This window comes from Pacificispira spongiicola (genome assembly GCF_012926505.1).
Taxonomy (GTDB): domain Bacteria; phylum Pseudomonadota; class Alphaproteobacteria; order UBA8366; family Aestuariispiraceae; genus Pacificispira; species Pacificispira spongiicola.
In genome coordinates this window covers 387,737-412,085 of the sequence record NZ_JABBNT010000005.1, presented here as the reverse complement: position 1 = coordinate 412,085, position 24,349 = coordinate 387,737, and the positions used below count along the sequence as shown (strand labels likewise).

At 59.2% G+C, this 24,349-nt stretch carries 24 protein-coding genes; 14 read left to right on the top strand and 10 right to left on the bottom strand.

Going from position 1 to position 24,349, the window contains the following annotated elements:
• Window positions 1-137: 137 nt before the first annotated feature.
• Window positions 138-560: a flagellar protein FlaG gene (locus HH303_RS17795; RefSeq protein ID WP_169626710.1), complete on the bottom strand. Its 423-nt coding sequence runs from the start codon at window positions 558-560 to the stop codon at window positions 138-140.
• A 290-nt stretch (window positions 561-850) separates the two neighbouring features.
• On the opposite strand from HH303_RS17795, the gene HH303_RS17790 reads away from it, so the two are divergent.
• The gene (locus tag HH303_RS17790) at window positions 851-1,306 is read left to right on the top strand and encodes a flagellar biosynthesis repressor FlbT (RefSeq protein WP_169626709.1); all 456 of its coding nucleotides are present in this window, start codon (window positions 851-853) and stop codon (window positions 1,304-1,306) included.
• Here HH303_RS17790 and HH303_RS17785 read toward each other — a convergent pair.
• From HH303_RS17785 to HH303_RS17765, 5 genes are all read right to left on the bottom strand, one after another.
• The gene (locus HH303_RS17785; protein WP_169626708.1) at window positions 1,276-1,998 is read right to left on the bottom strand and encodes a formyltransferase family protein; all 723 of its coding nucleotides are present in this window, start codon (window positions 1,996-1,998) and stop codon (window positions 1,276-1,278) included. The two genes, HH303_RS17790 and HH303_RS17785, sit on opposite strands and share 31 nt — an antisense overlap.
• A complete protein-coding gene (locus tag HH303_RS17780; protein ID WP_169626707.1) occupies window positions 1,995-2,486 on the bottom strand; it encodes a flagellar biosynthesis regulator FlaF in 492 nt (163 codons plus the stop codon). The genes HH303_RS17785 and HH303_RS17780 overlap by 4 nt, the downstream gene beginning before the upstream one ends.
• Before the next feature lie 162 nt (window positions 2,487-2,648).
• Complete coding sequence (locus HH303_RS17775; RefSeq protein WP_169626706.1) at window positions 2,649-3,683, bottom strand: hypothetical protein; 1,035 nt, start codon at window positions 3,681-3,683, stop codon at window positions 2,649-2,651.
• Between the two features lie 114 nt (window positions 3,684-3,797).
• Window positions 3,798-4,949, bottom strand: a complete 1,152-nt coding sequence (locus HH303_RS17770; RefSeq protein WP_169626705.1) for a hypothetical protein — start codon at window positions 4,947-4,949, stop codon at window positions 3,798-3,800.
• Complete coding sequence (locus tag HH303_RS17765) at window positions 4,946-6,205, bottom strand: glycosyltransferase family protein (protein ID WP_169626704.1); 1,260 nt, start codon at window positions 6,203-6,205, stop codon at window positions 4,946-4,948. Before HH303_RS17765 ends, HH303_RS17770 begins: the two co-directional genes overlap by 4 nt.
• A gap of 180 nt (window positions 6,206-6,385) precedes the next feature.
• On the opposite strand from HH303_RS17765, the gene HH303_RS17760 reads away from it, so the two are divergent.
• From HH303_RS17760 to panC, 12 genes are all read left to right on the top strand, one after another.
• Complete coding sequence (locus tag HH303_RS17760; RefSeq protein ID WP_169626703.1) at window positions 6,386-7,345, top strand: flagellin N-terminal helical domain-containing protein; 960 nt, start codon at window positions 6,386-6,388, stop codon at window positions 7,343-7,345.
• Window positions 7,346-7,596: 251 nt separating this feature from the next.
• Window positions 7,597-8,556 (top strand): flagellin N-terminal helical domain-containing protein, encoded by a 960-nt coding sequence (locus HH303_RS17755; protein WP_169626702.1) that lies wholly within the window; start codon window positions 7,597-7,599, stop codon window positions 8,554-8,556.
• Window positions 8,557-8,789: 233 nt separating this feature from the next.
• Entirely contained in the window at window positions 8,790-10,763 is a 1,974-nt protein-coding gene (locus HH303_RS17750; RefSeq protein WP_169626701.1) for a tetratricopeptide repeat protein, read from the top strand.
• Window positions 10,760-12,808 carry a motility associated factor glycosyltransferase family protein gene (locus HH303_RS17745; protein ID WP_169626700.1) on the top strand — a complete coding sequence of 683 codons (2,049 nt, stop codon included), beginning with the start codon at window positions 10,760-10,762 and terminating at the stop codon, window positions 12,806-12,808. The genes HH303_RS17750 and HH303_RS17745 overlap by 4 nt, the downstream gene beginning before the upstream one ends.
• Window positions 12,809-12,843: 35 nt before the next feature.
• On the top strand, window positions 12,844-13,857 hold the full coding sequence (locus tag HH303_RS17740) for an N-acetylneuraminate synthase family protein (protein ID WP_169626699.1): 1,014 nt from the start codon (window positions 12,844-12,846) through the stop codon (window positions 13,855-13,857).
• 6 nt (window positions 13,858-13,863) lie between these two features.
• A complete protein-coding gene (gene asnB / locus HH303_RS17735) occupies window positions 13,864-15,705 on the top strand; it encodes an asparagine synthase (glutamine-hydrolyzing) (RefSeq protein WP_169626698.1) in 1,842 nt (613 codons plus the stop codon).
• Between the two features lies 1 nt (window position 15,706).
• Complete coding sequence (locus HH303_RS17730) at window positions 15,707-16,852, top strand: N-acetyl sugar amidotransferase (protein WP_169626697.1); 1,146 nt, start codon at window positions 15,707-15,709, stop codon at window positions 16,850-16,852.
• A gap of 2 nt (window positions 16,853-16,854) precedes the next feature.
• Complete coding sequence (locus HH303_RS17725) at window positions 16,855-17,595, top strand: formyltransferase family protein (protein WP_169626696.1); 741 nt, start codon at window positions 16,855-16,857, stop codon at window positions 17,593-17,595.
• Between the two features lie 25 nt (window positions 17,596-17,620).
• Window positions 17,621-18,445, top strand: coding sequence for a class I SAM-dependent methyltransferase (locus HH303_RS17720; protein ID WP_169626695.1), 825 nt, complete (start codon window positions 17,621-17,623; stop codon window positions 18,443-18,445).
• Complete coding sequence (locus HH303_RS17715) at window positions 18,442-19,137, top strand: GNAT family N-acetyltransferase (RefSeq protein ID WP_169626694.1); 696 nt, start codon at window positions 18,442-18,444, stop codon at window positions 19,135-19,137. Before HH303_RS17720 ends, HH303_RS17715 begins: the two co-directional genes overlap by 4 nt.
• Window positions 19,138-19,337: 200 nt before the next feature.
• Window positions 19,338-20,180 (top strand): 3-methyl-2-oxobutanoate hydroxymethyltransferase, encoded by an 843-nt coding sequence (gene panB, locus HH303_RS17710; RefSeq protein WP_169626693.1) that lies wholly within the window; start codon window positions 19,338-19,340, stop codon window positions 20,178-20,180.
• Entirely contained in the window at window positions 20,177-21,034 is an 858-nt protein-coding gene (gene panC / locus HH303_RS17705; protein ID WP_169626692.1) for a pantoate--beta-alanine ligase, read from the top strand. Before panB ends, panC begins: the two co-directional genes overlap by 4 nt.
• 9 nt (window positions 21,035-21,043) lie before the next feature.
• Here panC and HH303_RS17700 read toward each other — a convergent pair whose 3' ends face one another.
• Both HH303_RS17700 and HH303_RS17695 read right to left on the bottom strand, forming a co-directional pair.
• Window positions 21,044-21,442, bottom strand: coding sequence for a VOC family protein (locus HH303_RS17700; protein WP_169626691.1), 399 nt, complete (start codon window positions 21,440-21,442; stop codon window positions 21,044-21,046).
• 111 nt (window positions 21,443-21,553) lie between these two features.
• Window positions 21,554-21,865: a DUF2834 domain-containing protein gene (locus tag HH303_RS17695; RefSeq protein ID WP_169626690.1), complete on the bottom strand. Its 312-nt coding sequence runs from the start codon at window positions 21,863-21,865 to the stop codon at window positions 21,554-21,556.
• 76 nt (window positions 21,866-21,941) lie between these two features.
• On the opposite strand from HH303_RS17695, the gene HH303_RS17690 reads away from it, so the two are divergent.
• Window positions 21,942-22,526: a TetR/AcrR family transcriptional regulator gene (locus HH303_RS17690; RefSeq protein WP_169626689.1), complete on the top strand. Its 585-nt coding sequence runs from the start codon at window positions 21,942-21,944 to the stop codon at window positions 22,524-22,526.
• Here HH303_RS17690 and HH303_RS17685 read toward each other — a convergent pair.
• Together HH303_RS17685 and HH303_RS17680 are read right to left on the bottom strand one after the other, a co-directional pair.
• A complete protein-coding gene (locus tag HH303_RS17685) occupies window positions 22,523-23,224 on the bottom strand; it encodes a cytidylyltransferase domain-containing protein (RefSeq protein ID WP_169626688.1) in 702 nt (233 codons plus the stop codon). The two genes, HH303_RS17690 and HH303_RS17685, sit on opposite strands and share 4 nt — an antisense overlap.
• A gap of 1 nt (window position 23,225) precedes the next feature.
• The gene (locus tag HH303_RS17680) at window positions 23,226-24,305 is read right to left on the bottom strand and encodes an NAD-dependent epimerase/dehydratase family protein (RefSeq protein WP_169626687.1); all 1,080 of its coding nucleotides are present in this window, start codon (window positions 24,303-24,305) and stop codon (window positions 23,226-23,228) included.
• Window positions 24,306-24,349: the final 44 nt, after the last annotated feature.

Genomic DNA, 24,349 nt, shown 5'->3' with positions numbered 1-24,349 from the left:
CGATTCTTTCCTAGCGAATTCCGGGGGACTGGGAATCTTCTGCCCTGCCGGTATCGGTACCCCAAATGGAGGCGCACATGACCTTTCGCAGACGTTTTACCGCGTCCGCGCTACGACGATTTCGTCGAAGGATTGGCTTAGATAGACTGGTCGAACGCCTGGGAAGACCCGCCCGGCGAGGAAATCCGATCCACCTGGCTTTGCAGGAATTCGATCAGACTTTCCGACGGAATGCGGCGCAGCACTTCCTCGGTCTTCGGCAGCAGGATTTCCAGGAACACCCGGTCCTTTTCCGCATCGAAACCGAAGCGCGTTTTCAGCCCTTCAATCCGGATGTCGTCGAGGGAAGCGACAGCTTGTTCCCGCACGGACCGTTCCTGACGACGCAGGGCGTCTTCTTCACGGGAATTGGATTGCGCGGATTCGGTTGCTGCCGTTACGACATTGTCCGGAACGGTCTGCACCGTCGCGGTCGCACCGGTCTGATTGGTGGCGTTCGGCGCCTGCTGCGACTGATTGTTCTGCGGCAGCGGCACTTGGGAAGTAAGATTTACGTCCATTTCTAGTCTCCTCGACAGCTTCTGCTGCCGTTTCACGCCATTCCGCCATTTCGGAATGCGCTGTTCAGCGGGCGGTCACACCAACCCACGACACTATTATGGGGGAAATCGCTAAAAAATGCAAGATACCTGCGTCGTGGCGGGAAACCTGTGTCGCAGTGATCCCCCATCAACCCGTTCTTCCGGTTTGCGCCTAGCAGCGAACCGCCTATAGTCGAGTGTGCAGTGCACGTCATGGACGTGTCGACACTTCGAATTCGCATTGCCCTGTTTCGGGTTAAGGATAGCCTATGCCGCTCAGGATTAAACTTCCCTCCAAGGAACGCATCATCATCAATGGCGCCGTGTTGGAAAATGCCGGGGAAGCCACGACGATCATCCTGCACAACCACGCTGACATTCTGCGTCGTAAGGAAGTCATGAGCGAGGCCGACGCGCAAAGTCCCGCGCGCCGCGTCTATTATGCCCTTCAATGCGCCTATATGTTCGAAGACGAACGGGTGCGATATCGCCAGATGGCGCTTGAACTGCTGAACCAGTATGAAAGCGCTGCGCCAAGCGGGAAATCGATTACCGAAAAAATCCGCGCCGAGATTGAAAAGGATCGCCTCTACAACGCGCTTCGAAACACGCATGATCTGATCGAGCATGAAGTCGAACGCATGCGCAGTCTCGGGCTTTGGCCGGAAGAGGCCGCTTCCGGGTCGGATGACGATCAGGACGAAGACGAATCCGAGCTATCTTGAACGGTCGACGGTCGGTAGCCGTCCGCCGGACTGAATATCCATTGAAAAGACCGGATGCGGCGGTCCAATTCCGTGTCGTCGAGGGGGCCGGTCAATAGACGCATCGCGTTGGCGCGTGCGGTTGTTCCCTTTTTCCCCGACCATATCTCGCCGCATCCCTGTGGGGTGAAACCGCGCCGCGCCAGATTGCGGGCATTCGCGGTGAAGAGATCGACCAATCGGGCGAATGTTTCAGCGGCCAGTTCCTGTGCGGTCCGATAGGATGCCGCCGGAAACCGGTGGCAGTCCAATATCTCACCGGCATCGACCGCTTCGATCATGCGGTGGAAGGTGACACCGAATTGCGGTGCATCGGCGTAGACCGCAAAAGCGGACGGATGATTGCCGGGGAATTCAGGCGGGCCGGGATGGAAGTTGAAGGCACCGCCGCCGAACCGGGGCAGGAGGCGGCCCGGGACGATAACCGATGTCGAAAATCCGATGAGTTTCGCATCGGACACCACACGACGCGACAGGGCCTCCAAGGCTCTCACATCCCTGGCCCAAGCGATCTTGAGCGTCGGATCCATAGAGCGAAGCATGCGACCGCACTGCAATGCCGGTCGATAGCGCGATAGGATGACGATGTCGTAAGGGGCAGGTAGACCGAACCGGTCCGTTCCAATGTCGGCGTGGACGGTGAAGTCCGTCACGCCTCACGATCGGTTGCTTGTGTCGCAGGCGTGTCCGGGGCGTCCGCACCCGCGTCGGCCTGGGTGGCCATACCGTTTTTCTCAGCGAATTCACGGCGCAGGCGTTCCGCCTCTTCCGGGTCGTCCGATGGATTGCCGAGAAGACCGGCCCCGATCTGACGGTTGATGTTGATCAGAACGGCCAGTTTCGACGCATCCGGCTTGCTGATCAATTCGGCAGACCGTTTGTCGATGAAGTTGGACAGGCTGAGCAGGTTTTCGCGAATCGCCTGCGGCGTCTTGCATTCCGGATCAACCAGTTCCGCCTGAAAGATCGTCCATATGCGCCAGTTCAAACGCACCATGTCCCGGATAGACACCAAGTCGTCGGGCGTCTTCGAAACCGCGTCCAGCCGCCGCGCCATTTCTGCTAGCGCGTAGCCTTCCGCCGCCTGGGGCGGGGCGTTTTCGAGGGCAGCACGTTGTTGACTGGCGTAGGGATTGGCCATGCTGATCTTTCTCGTCCTTTTGCGGCGCGGCCCGGTTTCGCTTGCGCGCCAACCCAGCCGACTACTCACGCGGTTCAGTGTGTCAGTCTATGTTTATTTCGTAAAGCCATGGTTAACGGTCGTATCCGGCTTTCCCAATACTTTCGACTATCCCGCTAATTCCTACAGGAAGTTAACCAGCGTGAGCTGGCTTTGCGTGGCAATCAGCGAGTAGGACGCCTGCAACTGATTCTGCAAAGCCGAAATCTTCACCGCGACCTCCGCGTCGTCCGCGACCGTCAACTCGGTCAGGGCGGTTTGTGAAATCGTGATGAAGCTCTGATGGATGCTGGCGGTGCGTTCCAATTCGGTAATGACCGTCCCGTTGCTGGCTTGAAGTTGCCGCAACTGGCCGCGCGCGGTGTCCAGCGCGTTCCGGGCATTCCCCAGAAATTCTTCGCGCTCGTCTTCGGTCAGGCCGCTTTGTGCCGCTGACTTTAGCTGTAGCAGACCTTCCGCGAGATTCTGAAATGCGGTATCCGCCGCGGTCATCGTGTAGGTGACGGGTTGGGAGTCGTTGATTGTTACGCGCAGCGTCTTCCGGGAGGCGGTATCGAAGGTTCCGGTCCCGGCGAAGGCGTTATGATAGGACTCAACGGTATTCGCGCCACCCTGGTCGACCGTGTGTTCCGGGATTTGGTCGCCCGTTTCGATCGTGTTCAACGTCGCGCCGTTGGAGACGAGATCGTTGGTCGTATACAACGACAGCGTCCGCAGGTCGGTAACCGGCGCACTGGAGAAATTCGTGCCGCCGAAAACGAAACGATCGCCGATTTTGATATTCATGTTGGCTTCGAATTCCAGCATGAAGTTGTTCGACAGAACCGTCGTTGTCGTGTCGAAATCGTCGTCGTTGCTGGATAGCGGTTCCGCCGCGGCCAGCGCGTCGGACGTCATTTCAACGAGACGTTCCAGAACCGTGTCGTAGGAACTCGTAATGCTTTGCGCGTATTCGATGGAACTCAGGTAGGAATTCCGGGCCTCGATGTCCTTTTGCAGGTCGACGACCCGCGATGCGTCGCGGCCATAGAACTTCAGTTCCTGAAAGTTCTGACCCGTCGTCAGGGAATAGTTCAGTTTATCCAACTGTTTCCGGTTGGACGTGATCGTCGCCAGATTCTGGCTGAGAATGCCGATTGCACTGACTCGAGATACCATGATTCAGTTCCTTGCGCATCGACAGCGTCCCGACGTCGCTTCTGCGGCGAGAGGCTGTCATTTCGATAGGAAGAACAAGCAATTCGTATGCCACCGTGAGGACGGGGCATTATCTCACCCCCAGAATGCCGCTGTCATTCGGTCCAGTAACGGAGATATCCGGTGCGTCCAGGTATGCGTCCGGCGATAATGGTCCGTCGCGGCATCCCGTCGGGCATCGCCGGAATTTGACGCATGATCCAGGACATCCGTTATCCCGTCGATATCGAACGGCAGGAAGGACAGACCCAAATCGGCGGCGGCTTCCTGTTCCAGAAACCGGCTCGGCTCCGTCAGGACATAGGCGCCGCGCGATTGGGCATAAAATATCCGCTCATGCCCGCCGTTTCGGAAGCTGGGGCTGCTGTTCACAACGACGCGGGCACGTTCCATCAGGTCGCACCCGTCCTCGAACGAGATAACCGGGCCCGCCGTGACGTCGGACGGCAGTTCGCGCGCAATCGTGGCGTCGATACTGCCATAGAGGTGAAGGCCGCGACCCGCCATGGATTTGACCAGATCTGCGCGTCGTTCGGCGATCAGCATCTGCTCCAGCCCGTTTCCGACCTCCAAGCGGTGATCCAGGGACAGGTCAGGGGATTCCGACACGATCACGTCATATATCCCGGTGGTTTCCGACCGGATGCGGTCGATCATCCTTTGGACCGACATGCGGTCCGTGCCCGGGAAGCGCCCATATCGATCCGCCAAGGCATCGCCGCCGGGCGCGGCCCCGATATTGCCGATCATCAGGAAGGGGATGTCGCGTTCCGCATCCGTCCGGACGCTGTCGAGGGGCGGTGGCCCGCCATGCGGAAAGAACAGCACTTCGCGGCTGGCGCATCCGAAATCGCTTGCGATCCGGGCGAAATCCCGGTCGACGAGGCACAGTGCGGACCCCGGAGTCATGCCCAGAATCTTCGACATATGACGCAGCGGCGAATCCGTGATGAAGCTCGCCCTCGGCAAATCGTGCCGATCATAAAATGAGGTATCGCCAGACCGATAATTTTCATTCGCGTTAATGTCGAACAGGAAGCGCGGCCCTTTATGGACCGTGATGTAGCGCAGCATTATTTCATGGAGTTGCGCATTCGGAAAATCGCTGCGCAGGAATTCCATGACCGAAACCCCGGCCGTTTCCAGCGCTGTGCGGATATCCCGGCCCATATCCCAGATCGAACACATGGGAACGAAATTCGCGACGAAGAAACATCTGGGCTTCATGCGATTTCCTTCCAGAACCGCTCGTCCAACTCGGCCAACAGCCGATCGACCCGTTCGCCCCAGGTATGACGGGCGGCGTAGTAAGGCAGGGCGGTCTGACGGACTGCATCAAGATCGTGGTCCAATGCGTCCGCGACGAACTCATTAATGCGGGTACCGTCCCAGGGCAGGAAAGATACGCCGTATCCGCCGTCAACCATCTCCGACATGAAGCGTGACGGTTCGGTCAGGATAAAGGCGCCACGGCTCAATCCGTAGAATATCCTTTCGTGGGGACCGTTCCGGAAGCTCGGACTCGAATTGACCACGATCTTGGTATTGGTCATCAGGTCCAGTATGTCCAGAAAGGGCAGGGGGCCGTGATGAACGATATTGTCCGGCAGGGTCAGGGTCACGGCCGGATCAATATATCCCGAATAGTGGACCACTCCCCGGCTGGCGTTTTCCAGCATTTCCTTGCGCCGCATGGCGATAAGGTAGCCTTCCAATGCGGTGGCCAGAGGCACGATGCTGCTTATCGAAATGTCGCCGCCTCGGCTCGTCAGTTCTTCTTTCAGGATCTGCCAAAGCCCGGTATCGCTGGTCCGACAGCGTTCCAACGCCGCGTCCAGGGCCGCCTTCTTAACCGGGTCGCCACCAGATTCGGCTTGTAGCCAGTCCGCCAGGGGCGGCGTCGGGCCGACATTGCCGGCAATCAGAACATCAATCGGGCGATCTGCCGTGTCAGGTTGCGCCGGGGCGGGGGGCGGACCGGCATGGGCGAAGGAAACGCAGCGGTCGACCGGCAGCCCCAGATCGGCGGCGATCTCGGGAAAATCCAGGTCGACGAGGCCGATCAATCCCATATGGGGAAAGGTGCGGAACTGCGTGATCTTATGTACCGGTGAATCCGTCAAAAAGGTAAAACGCGGCAAGGCCCAAACGTCGTATAGGGGGCGGTCGCCGGACATGAAATTATTGGTGACGTTCACATCCATGGCGAAACGCCGGCCGGGATATTGGGCGGCCAGAACGAATTGGCGTTTGAACAGATCGGCGTTCATGTCGCCGTAATGCATGTGATTGAAAACCTGCACACCGCGCTGTCGGAGAGCCTGGTCGATATCCGCCGACATAACCTCCAGCGAGGCAAAGGGGGTGAAGGAGGCCAGAGAGAAACAGCGTGGCGCGCGGTGGCGCAACGCCGGGTCTCTGATCGCATTCTCGTTGCCTTGTGACGGTGGCAAGGCGTCGGTGTTGGAAGTGTCTCCGCTCATCGTGCCTGAATGTGCCTTTTGATCATCTTTGCGTCGAATGTGCGCGGTTTTCCTAATTTTATTGCTGCTAATGACAGATTCCCTGTAGTCTTGCATGACGTAATTTTTAGGGGGCGTATGCCGTTCGGCCCAATGTTTGCATAGGCGGGGTCGAATGAATGTAATCGGAGGCTTTTAGGTATGGCTAATTCCATCACTCTGACCGGGGCACAGCGCAACGCGCTTTTGACACTTCAGAATGTGGCGGATCTTTCCGACCGGACGCAGAACCGGCTGACAACCGGCAAAAAGGTCAACAATGTCGTCGACAACGCCGTCTCCTTCTTTCAGGCGAAATCACTGACCGACCGGGCGTCGGACTTCACCGACCGAAAGGACCAGATCGACCAGGGCATCTCCTCTATTACAGCTGCTCTCGACGCGCTGGAAAGCATCGATGCGTTGTTGAAGCAGATGAAGGGGGTTGCGCAGGCCGCGAAGACGCAGACCGGCTCGGAACGTGTTTCCTCGACCACGCAGTTCAACGAACTCGGCAACCAGATTTCGCAATTGGTCGAAGATGCGAGCTATCAGGGCCTGAACCTGTTGAGCAACACGGGGTCGGAGCTGGATATCGCCTTCTCGACCCGGACGGCGTCGCGCCTGACGGTGGAAGGGTTCGATCTGAACGCCACGTCGAAGACGGCCACGGGAACCCGCGGTCTGTTCACCGGCGTCAATACGGCGATTGCCGCCGGTGCCTTCGGGGCCAACAATTCCTTCATCGGTCTGTCGGCGCTGACCACGACCGGTATCGCGGCGGACACGGCGGTCAGTTTTGCCAGTTTCTCCGCTATCGGCACGAATAACACCTATCTTGAGGTCGTCGACGCCATCGTTACCAAACTGGACTCGGCGATCAGCCGGGTGCGTTCGGTCTCCGCCGAACTGGGTACCAACGTTGCGATCTTGCAGACTCGCCTCGATTTCACGTCCGCATATGTGAACACGCTGGACACCGGTTCCGACAAATTGACCCTGGCCGACCTGAACGAAGAAGGGGCCAACCTGGTTGCCCTTCAGACTCGTCAACAGTTGGGCATTCAATCTCTGTCTATCGCCGGTCAGCAGCAACAGGCGATCCTCACGCTGCTTCAGTAACGGCGCAATCGTTCCAACGGAAACCCCGGCCGCATCGTCGCGCCGGGGTTTTTTGTACCCGAAATTTCGAAGTAGGCCTTTTCTCGCGCAAAAATCGGGCGTTCTTGGCTGTTTTAGGGGGCGGTCGAGAGAGACGAAAAACCTATTGACTCCTTCTTTGCGCACGCGTATAAGCCAAGAACGAACGGAAAAATTCGTTCAAGCCACAGAAGTGGTTTTACATACTTGGCAATCCAGAAAGGACTTGAGCCATGGCTTCCTCGATTACCCTCACTGGCGCGCAGCGCAGTGCTCTTCTCACCCTGCAAAATGTCGCTGATCTTTCCGATCGGACTCAGAACCGTCTGACCACCGGTAAGAAAGTCAATAGCGTCGTTGATAACGCCGTCTCGTTCTTCCAGGCGAAGTCGCTGAATGACCGGGCGTCGGATTTCACCGAACGTAAAGATACGATCGACCAGGGTATTTCCTCCATTACCGCCGCTCTCGACGCGCTGGAAAGCATCGATTCCCTGCTCAAGCAGATGAAAGGTGTCGCCCAGGCCGCGAAGACGCAGACCGCGACGGAACGTGCTTCCTCCACCACGCAGTTCAACGAACTCGGCAACCAGATCTCGCAGCTGATCGAAGACGCGAGCTACCAGGGCCTGAACCTGCTGAACAACACCGGTGCGGAGCTGGACATCGCCTTCTCGACCCGGACGGCGTCCCGCCTGACGGTCGATGGTTTCGACCTGAACGCCACATCGAAGACGGCCACGGGGACCCGCGGTCTGTTCACCGGCGTCAACACGGCCATCGCGGCCGGTGCCTTCGGTGCCGCCGACTCCTTCATCGGTCTGTCGGCCCTGACCACGACCGGTATTGCGGCGGACACGGCGGTTAGCTTCAACAGCTTCTCCGACATCGGTACGAACAATACCTATCTGGAAGTTGTCGACACCATCGTGACCAACCTGGACTCGGCGATCAGCCGGGTGCGTTCGGTCTCCGCCGAACTGGGTACCAACGTCGCGATCCTGCAGACCCGCGTGGACTTCACGTCGACCTACGTCAACACGCTGGAAACCGGCTCCGACAAGCTGACCCTGGCCGATCTGAACGAAGAAGGCGCCAACTTGGTTGCCCTTCAGACTCGCCAGCAGTTGGGCATTCAGTCGCTGTCCATCGCCGGCCAGCAGCAGCAGGCGATCCTGGCGCTTCTCCAGTAAGCCCAGTGACCCTGTCCTAGGACTGAGGTTAAAGCGCCGGGAGATCCTGTATGGGATCTCCCGGTTTGCGTTTCGGCTTCATTTTTGCTCCGGTGATGTCCGGGCGGCGCGTACGCTCAAGGAAAAATTTGGATTTCCTTCGAATCGCGGCACTTTTCCTGCATACCTGAATAGGGTGGCCAACGAATTCGGGATACTCCGTAAGTGTCGGAGAAAACGGAAAGTAATTGAATATGTCCGACGACAGCTTTTCTTTCGATCTAGACCTTGGAAATCTCGGCCTTGGCATGTCGCTCGGCGACAGCGGTGTGCACCGCGTCCTGACCCATCTGACCGCGCTGGAAACCGAAGAAGCTCTCGGCGAAATTCAAAAACTGCGCGACCGTGACGGTGCATCGCCTTTGGTTCAACATTTGTTGGCGCTGGCCGTGACACGCATGGGGCGTCCTGTGCCCGCCATACAATTGCTGGAAGCGGCTCACGAACAGGCGCCGAGCGCGTATGAACATGCGGAAGTTCTGGCCACAATCCTGGCTGCCGTCGGTAAACGGACGGAAGCGGTATACTACGCGAAACTCGCGACCGCGTTGAAGCTCGGCTACCCGGAATACGCACTGGTTCCAAGCTGGTTGGAATCTTTCGGAAAATTGCTGATGGCCGCGGAAGAAAACCCGGTGGTCGACTGGGGTTATCGCCTGATCGCCATGGACAAGCCCGACAAGGCGGTCGAGGCGTTTATCGATGCAATTCAATTGGATGCGGGCATTGTCGAGCCTTGGAAAGGACTGGTCGAGGCCAGCCGCCGCCGCCACTTCTACGGCGATGCGCTTAAGGCTGCGGAAGCGATCGTATCCATCGAACCGGACGATCCGGAAAACTGGGCGACACTGGCCAAATGCCAGGTCGATATCGGTCAGACGGACACCGCCTGGACATCTGTAAGCACCGCGATCCAGAATGCGGGGCCCGATCCGGATGTCGCGCAATACCTACCGTCCCTGGCACGGTATGATGTCAACGCGACTCCTGAATTCGCGGCGGAGCTGGCCGATGCCTGGGACAAGGTTGCTGTTCATTCGAACGATACGCCCTTGGTCGCCCAGCGGCGCAGCCAAAACGACAAGTTTCGGGTCGGTATCCTGTCCGGTTCAATCTATGCCGGGTCGCGACATGCGCCTCTCTTGTCGACGATTGAGGAATGCATCGGGCGCGCGGCGGAAATTTATTACTACGTGAACCGCAAGAGCGAAGACGCGGTGACCCGACGTTTGCGTCGCAGTGCCATTCGATGGCGGGACATTTCCCTGGTCGACGACCAAACCGTGTCGACAATGATCCGAAACGATGAAGTTCAAGTTTTGATCGATTTGGATGGCTTCGATTGGGGCGGTCGGCCCGGTGTGATTGCGTTGAAGCCAGCGCCTGTCGTCCTGTCGGTTTTTGCGGATCCGGGCTTCGTTCCCGGAAAATCGGTCGGCGTCAAATGCCTTGGCGAGCCCGGTTTGCCGGGCTTTGCCGGAACGGACGATACCGTTTGTTCGATAGAATGCGGATTGTCCAACTGGCCGCTCTATGTCAGTGCCGACGCTGAGGAACAGGAAGCAAAGGGGGCAGACGAACCGCTTCGCATCCTGATCGACGGACCGTCAGCGCGGCTGTCGGAAGCGTTTTTGGCCACGATCGCGGGGACGATCAAAGGTCTCGATGCGGTGGAATTCGTCCTGCGTTGCGAAAACCCGGAAGACACGACGGCGACGACGATCCTGGCGGAACGTCTCGCCGCGGCCGGAATCGATGATGCCGCCTTTACAAAGGTGGATTTAAGGCAGTCGCTCGAAAGCTTGTTGTCCGGCACGGACCTTGTCCTGGATACCTTCCCGGTACCGTCGCTGGAAGTCAGCTTCGCCGCCCTTCGGCGGGGAATTCCCGTATTGTCCAAGCGGCCCGTCTTTGCCCGCAACGGCGCTGTGACCAGCTTGCTGTCGTCCATCGGGCTGGGTGATTTCGTGGTTGAAACCGAAGCCGACTATGCCACGCGGCTTTCCGATTACTTGAAGCAACCGGAAACGGTGCGCGCCCTGGGACAAAAGGTTCGGGATGCCGTCAAACAGGCCGCGTCGCTGGAACCCCGATTGGAACGCGGACGCGCCTTTGCGGAGCTGTTTGACCGGTTGCTCGCGCAAGCGGCGTCGGAGGAGACGAAATGAGCATTGTCGATTTGACGGAAGACCCTGCGGCGCGAGACCTGTTCGAAAAGAACCTGGAGGCCATTCGGCGCTACGATGAAGCGCTGGCCGATCGGCTTGCGCTGATTGAAACCCCGGTTGCGAAGATCGTTTCCGTCGACGGTGAAGATGGGGAAGACCAGGACCTGAACCTCGATATCGGGCACACGCTTTTTTACGACAAGGGGGTCCGGAAATTCGTCGACGAACAATATGACGTATACGTCAAGGAACCGTATCGTATCGATATCTCCTGGCCGTCCATCGACAACAGCGCCCCACAACTGCTGTCGAAGGTAGCCATTCGTCGTCTTTCGGCATTGGCGACGGTGAATAACATCCGTCGCCTGCCCGCCGGACGTCAGCACGACATTACCGGGTTCGCGGTATCGCTCGGCGTCGGTATCGGCGATCATATTGGGCGGTTGCTGAATGATCACCTTGCCCAGTCGCTAATCGTGGTGGAGCAATTCGAGGAATTCCTGTGGCATTCGATGCACCTGCATCCGTGGCATGAATGGGTCGAATTGGTGGAATCCCGGAATGGACGTGTCTTTTTCATTATCAACGACAACCCGACATCCGTTTCGTCCGCGCTGACCGATGCCTTGCGGTCCGACAATGGCGGGACGTTGGATGGCACGCTGATCTATACGCATTATCGGTCCCACCTGGTTCGGGAAATCCATCGAAGCCTGTCCGAACAGATTTCCTATATCGGGACGAACCGTGGTTTCTTCGAAGACGAAAACATCATGATCCAGAACGCGACCAGGAACTTCCTGGCGCGGGATTATGCGATATGGAAAAGCCGACCGCGCCGGGAGAAATATTGCCCGGCCTTTGTCGTTGCCGCGGGTCCTTCCGTCGACGGGGCGCTCGACACGATCCGTAAATGCCGCGACCAGGTGGTTCTGATTTCCTGCGGGTCCGGTTTGAAGGTGTTGCTGTCGCAAGGAATCCGACCCGATTACCATGTGGAGGTGGAAAACACCTTTGGTCAGGCGGATATCCTGGAACGGGTTGCGTCACAGCACGACCTGTCGGGCATTACACTGGTATCCGCCGCCACGGTGAACAAGCGGACGGCGGCTGTCTTCGATAAGGCGATTTTCTTCCACCGCGACACTGTGTGTTCCAGCCGCTTTTATCTGGGCGATGACGAACCGGTCTATATGGCGGTGCCGACCGTGGCGAATGGCGGCGTGCGCTTCGCCTTCGGCATGGCGTTCAAGGAAGTCTACATGTTCGGCGTCGATCTGGGGTCCCGGATCGAAGGCTACCACCATTCCAAGGCGTCCAGCTATTACACGGACGAGGAGTTCATGTACTCCTTCCAAGGGACGGTGGAAAACACGCAAATGAGCGTCACCAATGACGGCAATCTGGGCGGTACGGTCAAAACCCATGACGGCTTCCTGCTAAGTCGCCTGTTCATGCAGAAGTTGATCGCGTCCTATCCGTCGTACCGACTTTATAACTGCTCTGACGGTGTCGACATTCCGGGCGCCATTCCGAAATTGCCGACCGTTGTGAATGTCACCGCCGAGCCGTCTGAACGGGATCGCGCGCTCAACCTGATCGACAAGGAAATCTCTCATTTCGCAAAGGGTGAGGGCGTTTCCCTGGAAAACTTCAAGGATCTGCGCCGCAAGACGGATATCTGGTACGACAAGGCGCGGGAGACGATCAAATCCTTGAAGGAAGAAGCGGCCGACAAACCGGACCCGTTCGAAAGCTACGACCGGCTGTGGAAGCTGTTTCAGCCGGATGTGCCGGGCACCCCCCTGGATTCCATCATGACCGTCGTCTGGCAGAACAACTTCGGCACGGTTATGACCATGTTCAACATCTACTTCCGAATGCACCGTCGGGTGGTGGAGGAAGACTCTATGCGCCTCTTCCACCTGTTCCTGGGTGAATTGCAGGCCTTCCTGGACGATATGGAAGCGATCCTGACCAGCGTCATCGACGAATTGATTACAGAAGTTGAAGACGCGCAGGCGGATATGGCGAAAACCGCCTGACAGGTTGGTCATCCCTTTGGGACCGGAGGCGTAGCATGAAATTGTTCGGTGTCGATACGGACCGGCGTCCTCTTTTGATCGCCGAAATCGGGGTAAACCACGAGGGCAGTCTGGATAAGGCGGTTGAACTTGTCGAACTGGCGGCGAAGGCCGGGGCGGATGCGGTCAAGTTCCAAAGCTATACCCCGGATCGGTTCATTGCCGCCGCCGATGCGGAACGGTTGGAACGCGTTTCCCGTTTCGGCCTCGACGAAGACGCCCACCACACCTTGAAGAGAGCTGCAGAAACGCGCGGCGTTGCCTTCTTTTCATCCGCGATCAGCGAAGATTGGGTGCCGTTCCTGGCCGCCGAATGTGAGGCGATCAAAATCGCCAGCGGCGATATCGATTTCGAACCCGTGATCCGGCAATCGGCGGCGACGGGCAAAGCCGTCATACTATCGACCGGTACGGCGACACTGGCGGAAGTGAAACTGGCCGTCGGCTGGGCGATTGAGGAAATGGGCACCGACGGCGCGAAGAACCGCCTCGCGGTGCTGCATTGCGTATCCGCCTATCCGACGCCGCTGGAACAGGCGAACCTGCTGGCCATTCCGACACTGGCAACGACGTTTCCCGATATCACCATCGGATATTCGAACCATGTCATGGGGCCGGAAGCGTCCATCGCCGCCGTTGCCTTGGGCGCACGGATCGTTGAAGTCCATTTCACCGATCAAAAGCACGGGCGGACCTTCCGCGATCATTCACTGTCCTGCGACCCTCAGGATTTGGCCTATCTCGCGGAAACCTTGCCGAAGGTGTGGCTGGCGCGGGGGACGGGCGAAAAGCGCCCGCAACCGTGTGAGGACGGGGTCGGACCGGCGATCCGAAAGGGGCTGACCGCGGCGGTCGATATGCCCGCCGGACATGTGCTCCAAGAAGGCGATATGATCTATACGCGACCGGCGACGGAACTTCCGTCCGCTGAATATCGCACAGTTATCGGCAAGAAGCTGGCCGGGCCCATCGCAAAGGGTCATTCCCTGAAGCGCGCTGATTTGGAGTGACCGGCCATGTGCGGTATCGCGGGTAGGGTGGCGCCGACGCGGCTGACGGACGACCGTCGGGACGCGGCGCTGACCCGTATGCGCAATCGCGGACCGGACGGCAACGGCGGCTATGCCGCGACGCGCCTGGACGGAAGCGCCCTCGACCTTCTGCACAGCCGTCTGTCCATCGTCGATCTGGATCATCGGTCGAACCAGCCCTTCGTGAAGGGCGGGTTGTCCCTGGTCTATAACGGTGAAATCTACAACTATCCGGAATTGCGCGAGGAACTGAGCCGCCTTGGCCACGGATTTACGACGACCGGCGATACCGAAGTATTGCTGGAAGCCTGGCGCGCCTGGGGGCTTGATGCGCTCGACCGGCTTGTCGGCATGTTCGCCTTTGCGATCTATGACGAAGGGACCGGCAGATTGGTGCTGGCGCGGGACCGGTTCGGGGAGAAGCCGCTCTACACGATGACGGGCCCGGACGGGGCGTTCTGCTTTGCCTCCGAGATCAAGGTGTTGCCAGTGCTTGCGGGTAAGGTCCCCGGTTTCGACCGCCTGCATCTACGTCGCTATCTCGTCAACGGATACAAGGGACTGATGCGGGACGGGCGGACGTTTTTCGACGGTGTCCGGGAACTGCCCGCCGCCCATGCGATGATCCTGGATCCGGGCGGCCAACCGATGCTGCACCGCTATTGGACCCTGTCCTATCAACCGCAGGACATGACGGAAGGCGAGGCGCAGGACCGCGTCGACGCGGTCATGACAAAGGCTGTCGAACGGGTGCTGCGCGCCGATGTTCCCATCGCCCTGCGCCTGTCCGGCGGGATCGATTCCAACGTTGTCGCCGGATTGGCCCACCATCGGTTGGGAGCGGATATCACATGCTTTTCGATTATCGAGGATGATTGGCGGTACGATGAATCCGCGATGATCGCGGAAGGGCTGAAAGGCTTGAATGTGCCGAACCGGCAAATCCGTATCCCGAAGGAAAACTTCGTGGAGCGGCTGGAGGATATGATCGCCTATTTCGACGGGCCGCCGCTGACGATTTCCTATTATCTGCACTACCTCGTCAGTGAAGCGATCCACCGCGACGGGTTCAAGGTATCCCTGGGCGGCACCGGCGCGGACGAGGTGTTCTCCGGCTATTACGACCATTACCTTTTCTGGTTGGCGGAAATGGCCGGTCGGGACGACTTCGAAGCCTTGGTCGAAGAATGGCGCGGCACCTATGGCAATTTCGTAAGAAATCCCTTCCTGCAGGACCCGCATCGCTTCGTTAAGAATCCCGACGCGCGCGATCATATCTTTCTGGGGGCGGAAAGTTTCGCGGGCTTCCTGCGCGATCCGTTCGACGAACCGCATCAGGAACTCACCCTCTGCGATGCGCTGCTGCGGAACCGGATGTTGAACGAACTGACGCGGGAAACCGTGCCGGTCATGCTGCATGACGACGATCTGGCCGGGATGCGGTGGTCCGTTGAAAACCGGGCGCCCTATCTGGACCGGGACCTCGTGACCTGCCTGTTTTCCATCCCCAGCCGCCATCTGGTGCGCGGCGGTTTGCCGAAATACCTGCTGCGGCGGGCGGGCCGCGGGCTGGTATCCGGCAAGATACTGGATAACCCCCGCAAGCAGGGAATCAACGCGCCGGTGACGTCCTTCGTCGATTTCAAGGACAAGGCGGTGCGTGAGCGGCTTTTGGATGACGGACCGTTCTTCGACATCGTCGATCGTGCTAAATTCGAGGCTTTGCTGGGATCGGACGTCGCGCGGAACAGCGAAAGCAAGTTCCTGTTCTCCCTGTTGGCGACGCGGTTGTTCCTGGATAACCATTCGGCGCTGGAAAAGGTTTGATATGCGCTACTGCAAACAATGCATCCTGCCCGATACACGCCCCGGAATCTTTCTGGACGACGATGGGATATGTTCCGCCTGTCACGGCCATCGCGACAAGGAAACGAAGATCGACTGGACTTCGCGCGCGAAAGCGTTCGAAACGCTGGTCGCCGAAACAAAGACGCAATCCACGTCCTATGACTGCATCGTCCCGGTGTCCGGCGGTAAGGACAGTTGGTATCAGGTCATCAAGGCGAAGGAACACGGGTTGTCGGTCCTGGCGGTCACATGGCGGACACCCGCGCGCACGGAAATCGGCCAACGCAACCTGGATCGGATGATCGAAAAGCTGGGCGTGGATCACATCGACTATACGATTTCGCCGGATGTCGAACGGCGCTTCATGAAGGCGACGTTCGAGGAACGCGGCACGACCGGGTTGCCGATGCATATGGCGCTGTTCGCCATCCCGATCCGGCTGGCCGTCCAATTCCGTATCCCGCTCATCCTATGGGGCGAAAACCCGCAATTGGAATATGGCGGAAACGAGCTGGAGCGTTTGTCGAACACACTGGATGCCGATTGGTTGTCGAAGCACGGCTGTCTGGAATCGACGGATGCAAGCTACTGGTTGGGTAAGGAAGGGTTGAGCGAAACCGACCTGCATGCCTATCGATTGCCGGCGTCTCCAGACTTCACGGTGCGGTCCGTTTTCCTGGGGGCGTTCTATAAATGGAACAGCTACGAAAACACACGGATCGCCCAAGATCACGGATTTGTGTACGAACAAGGGGCGGAGCGCACGGGAACGTGGGACTTCGCGGATATCGATTGCGAGTTCATCTCGTTGCATCACTTTCTTAAATGGTACAAATTTGGATTCACGCGGGCATTCGATACCCTGTCCGTCCAGATTCGTTATGGCATGATTACACGCGATCAGGCCGTTGCGGAAATCCGGCGACGGGGGCTCGACGCGCCGAAGGCCGATATCGCGACCTTCTGTGCGTTCCAGGGGAAATCGGAGGATTGGTTCTGGGCCGTCTGCGAAAAATTCCGCAACCCGGATGTTTGGGTGCGGAGCGAGGGGCGATGGACAATTCCGGACTTTCTGATCCCTGATTGGGATTGGGGAAAACCGGAAAGCGAAATGGAACCGAGTTGATCATGGTAACACCGGAGTCCCCCAAGGATCGGCCGCGCGTAGGCATTCTGACGACCGATACCTCCCACCACGCGCGTTTCGTTCAGGCAATTGCCGAAAAATGGAACGTCGTTAAGGTTTTCGAGGAAAAACGCGAGATCAGCGCGACCTTCGAAACCAATCATGAATTTGAAAAGCGGCGCGACGCCTATGAGCTGGAAACCTGGTTTGACGGCAAGCCGACAGGCCTGCGCGACGTTGCCGACGTTTCCACATTCTCCGACCTGAACGATCCGGCCTGCGTTGCGGAAATTCGCGCGGCGGATTGCGACACATTGATCGTGTTCGGCACCGGAAAGCTGACCCAGGAAATCGTGAACCTTGCGCCAGACAAGGTGGTGAATCTTCACGGCGCGGACCCGGAACATTATCGCGGATTGGATACGCATCTGTGGGCGATCTATCATGGCGACTTCCGGGGGCTTGTGACGACCCTGCACAAGGTCAGCGCGGTGCTGGAACGCGGTGGGGTGGTGATGAAAATGCCGATCCCGCTGCACCGGGGCATGAAGCTGTTCGAGCTGCGCAAGGCCAATACGGATATCTGCATCGAACTGGCCGACAGGGGCTTGGAGATGCTGGCCAATTACGGCCAGTACATCAGCCAGCCGCAGCTCTATATCGGTCGGCACTATTCCTTCATGCCGGCCGTGTTGAAGGATCGTTGCATGACCAAGTTCGAAGAGTTCACCGCATCTCTCTGACCCGTCCCGGGGAGGGCCGACCCGCATGGCAGGCTATGACGGAATTTCATGCCCGGTAACCGGGGCGACGGATTGGTTCCTTATCAAATCCTACAATGCACCGCCGACGGGGGAGACCGACTTCGGCCTGTCCCCCTATCGCCGTGATCTGTTGCAAAGCCCGTCTACCGGCCATGTGGTGAACCGACACGATATGGACCTGTCGGATCTGTATAGCGGTGACTATTGGAACCGTACCTATGGCGGGGGACGGATGGCCGCGATGTTCGACAAGATCATGGCCCTGCCGCCGGAACGGTCCGACAACCGCGGTCGGGTCGCCTTTGTCGATGGGCATTGCGGCGATATGCGCAAGGCCGGGCGGAACAAATTGCTGGATGTCGGCGCGGGGCTGGCCGTTTTCCCCGCCGCGATGCGGCAGGCGGGGTGGCATGCGACCGCGCTGGATCCCGATCCCCGTTCAGCGGAACATGCCCGCAGCAAGGCCGATGTGGATGGTCTCGTTGCCGACTTCATGACCGATACGATCGACCGGCGCTTCGATCTGGTGACCTTCAACAAGGTCTTGGAACATGTGCCGGACCCGGTGACGATGCTGGCGAAATCGCGCGACGTTCTGACGGATTGCGGCGTCGTCTATGTCGAATTGCCGGATGGGGAGGCCGCTCTCGCCGATGCCGGTCCCGACCGGGAAGAATTCTTCATCGAACATTATTGCGCCTTTTCCGCCGTTTCCTACGCCATGCTGGCCCGTCGCGCCGGGTTCCGGCTGATGCTGTTGGATCGGTTGGTGGAGCCGAGCGGTAAATACACATTGCGCGGCCTGATGCGACCGGAGCCAGCGGCATGATCCCGGCATATTGCGAGGAACGCCTGTTCGACGGCGCCATTCTGGGTAAGCCCGTATGGGCCTTGTCGGACCCGACGAAGGCGGCGGCGGCGGTTGCGGCGGCGGAAGACCACGGGGTCGGTCTGTTGTTCCGGCGGGGCGATGCTGATGAGGATGCCTTGCTGCTGGCGGCGGGGTTTAGACGTATCGAGACACTGGTGACCCTGGGCCGCGACTTGCCGAAAAGCCAGTCGGCGCTTCCCGAGGGAACCCGGCTTGCGACGCCTGCCGATGCAGAAACCGCAGGGGATATCGCGGCGGTGGCCTTTCGCAGCGACCGTTGGCATCGCGACCCTGAAATTCCGAACGACCGGGCGGACGCCTTCAAGCGGACATGGACAGTGAACGATGTCGGGGGCAGGGCAGATTTTACCGTCCTGGCCGTGGAGGGGGAGGAGATCGTCGGCTTCAACGCGGTCCTGTCCCGTACCGACGGCCTGTTGATCGACCTGATCGCCGTTGCGCCCGGATATCAGGGGCGGGGGATCGGACGCCGCCTTGTGGACGGTGCCTTGGCTGTGGGCGGCGGGCAGGCCGATCGTATGCTTGTCGGGACCCAGGCAGAAAATACCGCGTCCTTGGCGCTTTACGCTGCCATGGGCTTCGAAACGCTGTCCCAGGCGGTGACTTGGCATTGGACCCCAGGTCGTTAAATCGACCGGTTTACCCATCTGTTGCGGTATTGTGTGCGCTGCAATAGCATCCCGCCCGCCGAGACTATGCGTTCACCAAAAGGCCGCTCAAGGCCTGTCATACCTCTCATAGAATAAGAAGCGCGTTGGCATCCCCGGCTGGACTCGGTCCGAAACCGGCGGGATAGACGACGTCATTTGGGCAAGGAAACGCGACGCTTATGAGTGCTACCACCGCTATCGGCGGCACGTCCGTGCCGGATGTTATCGCGCGCAAGGGCGGGGTGCCGCTGATCTGTCTGACCGCCTATACGACGCCGATCGCGGCGCTGGCGGATCGTCATTGCGACGTTGTCCTTGTCGGTGACAGCGTCGGCATGGTGCTGCACGGATTGCCGTCCACCCTGTCCGTGACGCTGGATATGATGATCCTGCATGGCAAGGCCGTGCGGCGCGGTGTGGAAAAGGCATTGCTTGTCGTCGATATGCCCTTCTCCTCCTATGAGGAAAGCCCTGAACAGGCATTTCGCAATGCGGCCCGAATGATGGCCGAAACCGCGTGTGACGCCGTGAAGCTGGAAGGCGGCGAAAACATGCGCGACACCATCGGTTTCCTGACCGCACGCGGCATTCCGGTCATGGCGCATATCGGTCTGACGCCGCAGGCAGTGAACCTGTTCGGCGGCTATAAGGTTCAGGGCCGGGGAGAGGCCGCCGATCGCATTCGCCGAGACGCCCGGGCGGTGACGCAGGCCGGGGCCTTTTCCGTCGTCCTGGAAAAGGTGCCGGAAAGCCTTGCGCGGAACATTACGGCGGAACTGTCGATTCCGACGATCGGTATCGGTGCGTCCCCGGCCTGCGACGGACAAATCCTGGTCATTGACGACATGCTGGGCATGTTCACCGCCTTTCGTCCGAAATTCGTCAAACGCTATGCCGAATTGGGGGAAGCGGCGGATAAGGCCGTCGCGGCCTATGCGGAGGAGGTGCGGGAACGCCGTTTTCCCGACGATAGCCATGTTTTCGGCGATGGTGAGGCACCGTCCGGGGAGGGTGCGGCATGAGTGTTCCCATCGTTCGAACCGTTTTCGACCTGCGCCGGATTGTCGCCGAATGGCGTGCTGCTGGGGAAAAGATCGCTGTCGTGCCGACGATGGGCGCCCTGCATGACGGGCATCTAAGCCTCGTGCGCGCGGCCTTGACCGGGGCGGACCGGGTTATCGTGACGCTGTTCGTCAATCCGAAGCAGTTCAACAGCGCGGCGGACTTGGCTGCCTATCCCAGAACCGAGGTCGAGGATGCAGCGAAGCTTGCGCCGCTTGGCGCGGACCTGTTGTTCTGTCCGGACGGCGATGAAATGTATCCGGCGGGGTTCGCCACGACGATTTCCATCACCGGCGTCACTGAAGGCCTGTGCGGTGCCCAGCGCCCGGGTCATTTCGATGGGGTCGCGACCGTGGTTGCGAAACTGTTCCTCCAAACCCAGGCCGACCTTGCCTATTTCGGTGAGAAGGACTTCCAGCAATTGCATGTGGTGAAGCGGCTGGCGGCGGATTTGAATATTCCCATCGATGTCATCGGATGCCCGACGATCCGGGAGGAGAACGGCCTCGCCATGTCGTCCCGCAACATGCGTCTGTCTGATACAGAGCGTAAAACGGCGATCGTTCTCGCCGCGACGCTTATGGAATCGGCAACCCGAATTGCGGTGGGGGCACCGGTCGAGGTCACGCTTTCCGAGGCGCGCGACCGTATTCTGTCCGCGGGGTTCCAATCCGTCGAGTATTTGGAATTGCGTGCGGAAGACGATCTGGCGCCGCTATCCGACTTGGAGCGGAACGGACGCTTGCTGGTCGCGGCGCAGCTTGGGGAAACGCGATTGATCGATAACGTACAGGTGCCGTTCCAGGGCGGTTAGAATATGTCCTCACCGATCCGCAAATCGTTCTTTGGCGGAGCCGGTTATCGGTGCGAACAAAGAAACAGCGGTTCCTTCCGGATCGCGAAACTGGAAGGTTTTGTTTCCCCAGGGCATTGTCTTCAGCGCGTGAACCAACGTCACCTTGTCTTTCAGGCGCGCGTAGTCCGCGTCGACGTCATCGACCTGAAATTCCAGGGTTGCGGTTCGGTTCATCGCCGGTTCTCCGCTTCCTTCCTTCCAGAGAGCGACGGTTTCTGCGGCACCAATGGCAATTGTTGCCCCCGGCGTTACGATTTCCGCAAATACGGGGGCGAGCCAGGTTGCTTCTCGCTCCGTTACCATTTCATAGAAGGCGACCATTTTCGCGATGTCGGTCGCGTAAAGGCGTGTCGATGCGAACTTCATTGTGATCTCCGATCGTTTGCGGATCCGTTGGGGCGGCATTTGGCGAGGTTCATATCGCACAGGTCTCCTGACATCGTTCTGTCAGTAATCTTCAGCTCTGGCCGCGCGGTTTTATCTTTCCTTGGACGCTGTCAGGTAGAGATACAAAGGCAGGCCCGAAGATACGCCGATCAGGCAGGTGGCGACGATTATTCCGGCTTTCTTACCGCTGGATAACCCTTTCGACACAATGGTAGCGATCACAAGGACGAGGGCGGAAATCAGGACGTCGAGACTGAAGAAGGATGAGATATTCGTCTCGAACATAGCGGAAAGAAATAGGTCGGGCGCGATCCCGTTCTCCACGAGCCATGGCAGAAAGACGGTATAGGGGGCGACCGTTCCGACGATTGCCAACGCGGCGTACAGCGGACGCATATTCATGACGTTTCTCCCTTTCGTGTAACGATTGTTACGTGTAACGTTTGTTACATTGTTTGGCAAGAAACGGGTGATCGGGGTGAGCGACCGAAACGAGCGGCGGGACGAGATATTGAGGGCTGTGGTCGATTGGATGATTGCCAATCCGAAAGCGGATTTTTCGTTGCGGGATGTCGCCTCGGACATCGGCACCTCCGCCCGGATGTTGATCTATCACTTCGGGACGAAGGATGCGCTTCTGCTGGCGGCGGTCGAAGCGGTCGGCGCGCGATGGGCTGCCGATTTATCAGCCGGTCAGGCGGGGAGTGCCAGCAACTCATTGACCGCCTTTTGGAAGACGTCCTTGGCCGATCCGAATGCGCGGGGATTGCATCTGCTAACGCTGCAATTGTGGACCCAGGCGCTGGCTGTCGGCGGCGATCTTTATCGACCTTTTCTTGACCGCCTTGTCGGCGGTTGGAACCGTATCGTTGCGGATATGCTGGTTCAGGACGGTATCGATCCCGTGGCCGCACAGCATCGCGCCTGCTTGACCGTGGCGGCGGTGGAGGGGTTGATCCTACAAGCGCTGACCGATCCCGCCGCCCCCGTCGACGCCGCCTTCACCCAGATGATCGAAGATTTGGAGCGCTGGACCGACGCCAATGCGCAGGGAGGACCCTAAGCCGCCTGCGGCTGGAGTTTCAGGATTTCTTCCAGCGTCGCGGTCTTCGGGTCCGGCAACAAAGCGATCAGACGCCGTGCTCGGTCCAAGTCTTCAGGGGTATCGACGGCGATCGAGAGATCCTCATATCCCGGATCGGCGGGCAGAACGCTATCGATCGTGAAATCAGCCGGATGCTCATAGGCATAGAGCGTCACATGTTCCCGGTAGGCCAGATCGTCCGTGGCCGCCAGAATGCGTTCCATCGCCGCGCGGGAAACCGCTTCGGCGCTTGCCCCTATTGGAAAGGAGCGGGGATAGACATTCGTTGCCAGATCGACGCCGGCGTCCAGAAACCGCCGGGCGACGCTGTCGACCACGGCGGGATCCGCAAAGGGGCTGTCGCCACAAATGCGGATGAACCAGTCCAGGCCGTTGTCGGTGCAGGCATCGGTGCAGCGTTTCGCCACATCATGCGCATCGCCGCGATAGCAACCGATGCCTTCCGCCTCGGCAAAGGCTTCAAGCGGGTCGTCGATGGCCCGGTCGCTGGTCGCCAGGATCATGTCGTTGACAATGCCGCAGCGCCGCAGCCTGTCGACGGCGCGACCCAATACCGGGCGGCCGCCTAAATCCATCAACCCCTTGCCCGGCAAGCGCCGGGAGTCGAGACGGGCCAGCAGCAACAGTGCCGCCGGCCCCCGATCGGTCTCGCTCATCTCAGTTCGCTTCCACCTGATGCTGCGCGCGGCGCCATTGTTCCGCATACCACTCGCAGTATTGCTTATAGCCGGTTTCCAGCGTCCAGGTCGGCTCGAAGCCCAGCTTTTCGCGTGCCCGGTCGATGGACAGAGTGCCGCGGATCGGTTTGTCGACGGCGCGCGGGCGTTCTTCCAGGATCGTTTCCGGCACGACCGATTTCACCACGGCGGCGAGGTCCGCGATGGTGCGGGCATTGCCGAAGGTGATGTTGAAGGTCGAACTGTCGTCGTGACCGCGATGCAGGGCCAAGGCACGGACCATGCCCTGAACCAAGTCGTTGATGTAGGTGAAGTCCAGCCTGCCGTCGCCGCCGCCTTCCAGCAGCAGCGGCTTTCCGGTCAGCGCGTTTTCGATGAAGATCTGGCTGACCCGGCGCGAAATGCAACGTTCGCCATACAGCGCGGACGGACGGATAACCGTGGTGCCCAGACCGTACTGGGTGCGATACGTCCGGACCAGACGTTCGCCCATGAACTTCGCGTTGGCATAGATGCCTTCAGGGCGGGGGAAGGTCGTCTCATCGACACTGTCGCCCTCGAAATCGCCATAGACGGTGGACGAGGACATGAACATCACTTGGTTGATGTCCTTCACCTTCGGGCGCACCAGTTCCAAAACATTGCGGAGCGTGATGAGCTGTAGGTCGAAGGCAAGGCCTGGTTCCGCCTTCGCGTCGACGGCGCTGGCGATGGCCGCCATTTGGACGACCTTTGTCGGCTGGAAGGATTCGAACACGCGACCCAGATCGGCCAGCAGCCGCGCGTCGCAGTTCATCAGTTCGACGCCGGATTCGCGCAACATCAGGAAGCGGTCTAGCAGGAAGTTCTGATAGGCGACCCGCTGCACGCCCGTCCGTTTCGGATCGTAACAATTTTCGATCAGGCTGTTGACCATCAGGTTGTCGCAAATCCCGACTGTCGCCCCCATGCGGGCGAGTTCGAGCGCGAGATTGTGGCCGATAAAGCCCGCGCCGCCGACCAGTAAAATGCGCTGGTCCGTCAATTTCGGGCGAAGCGTGTCGTAAGGTATCGAACTCATCGCGGTTCCTCCTTCTGGTCTTTCCGCTGACGGCACATGTCACC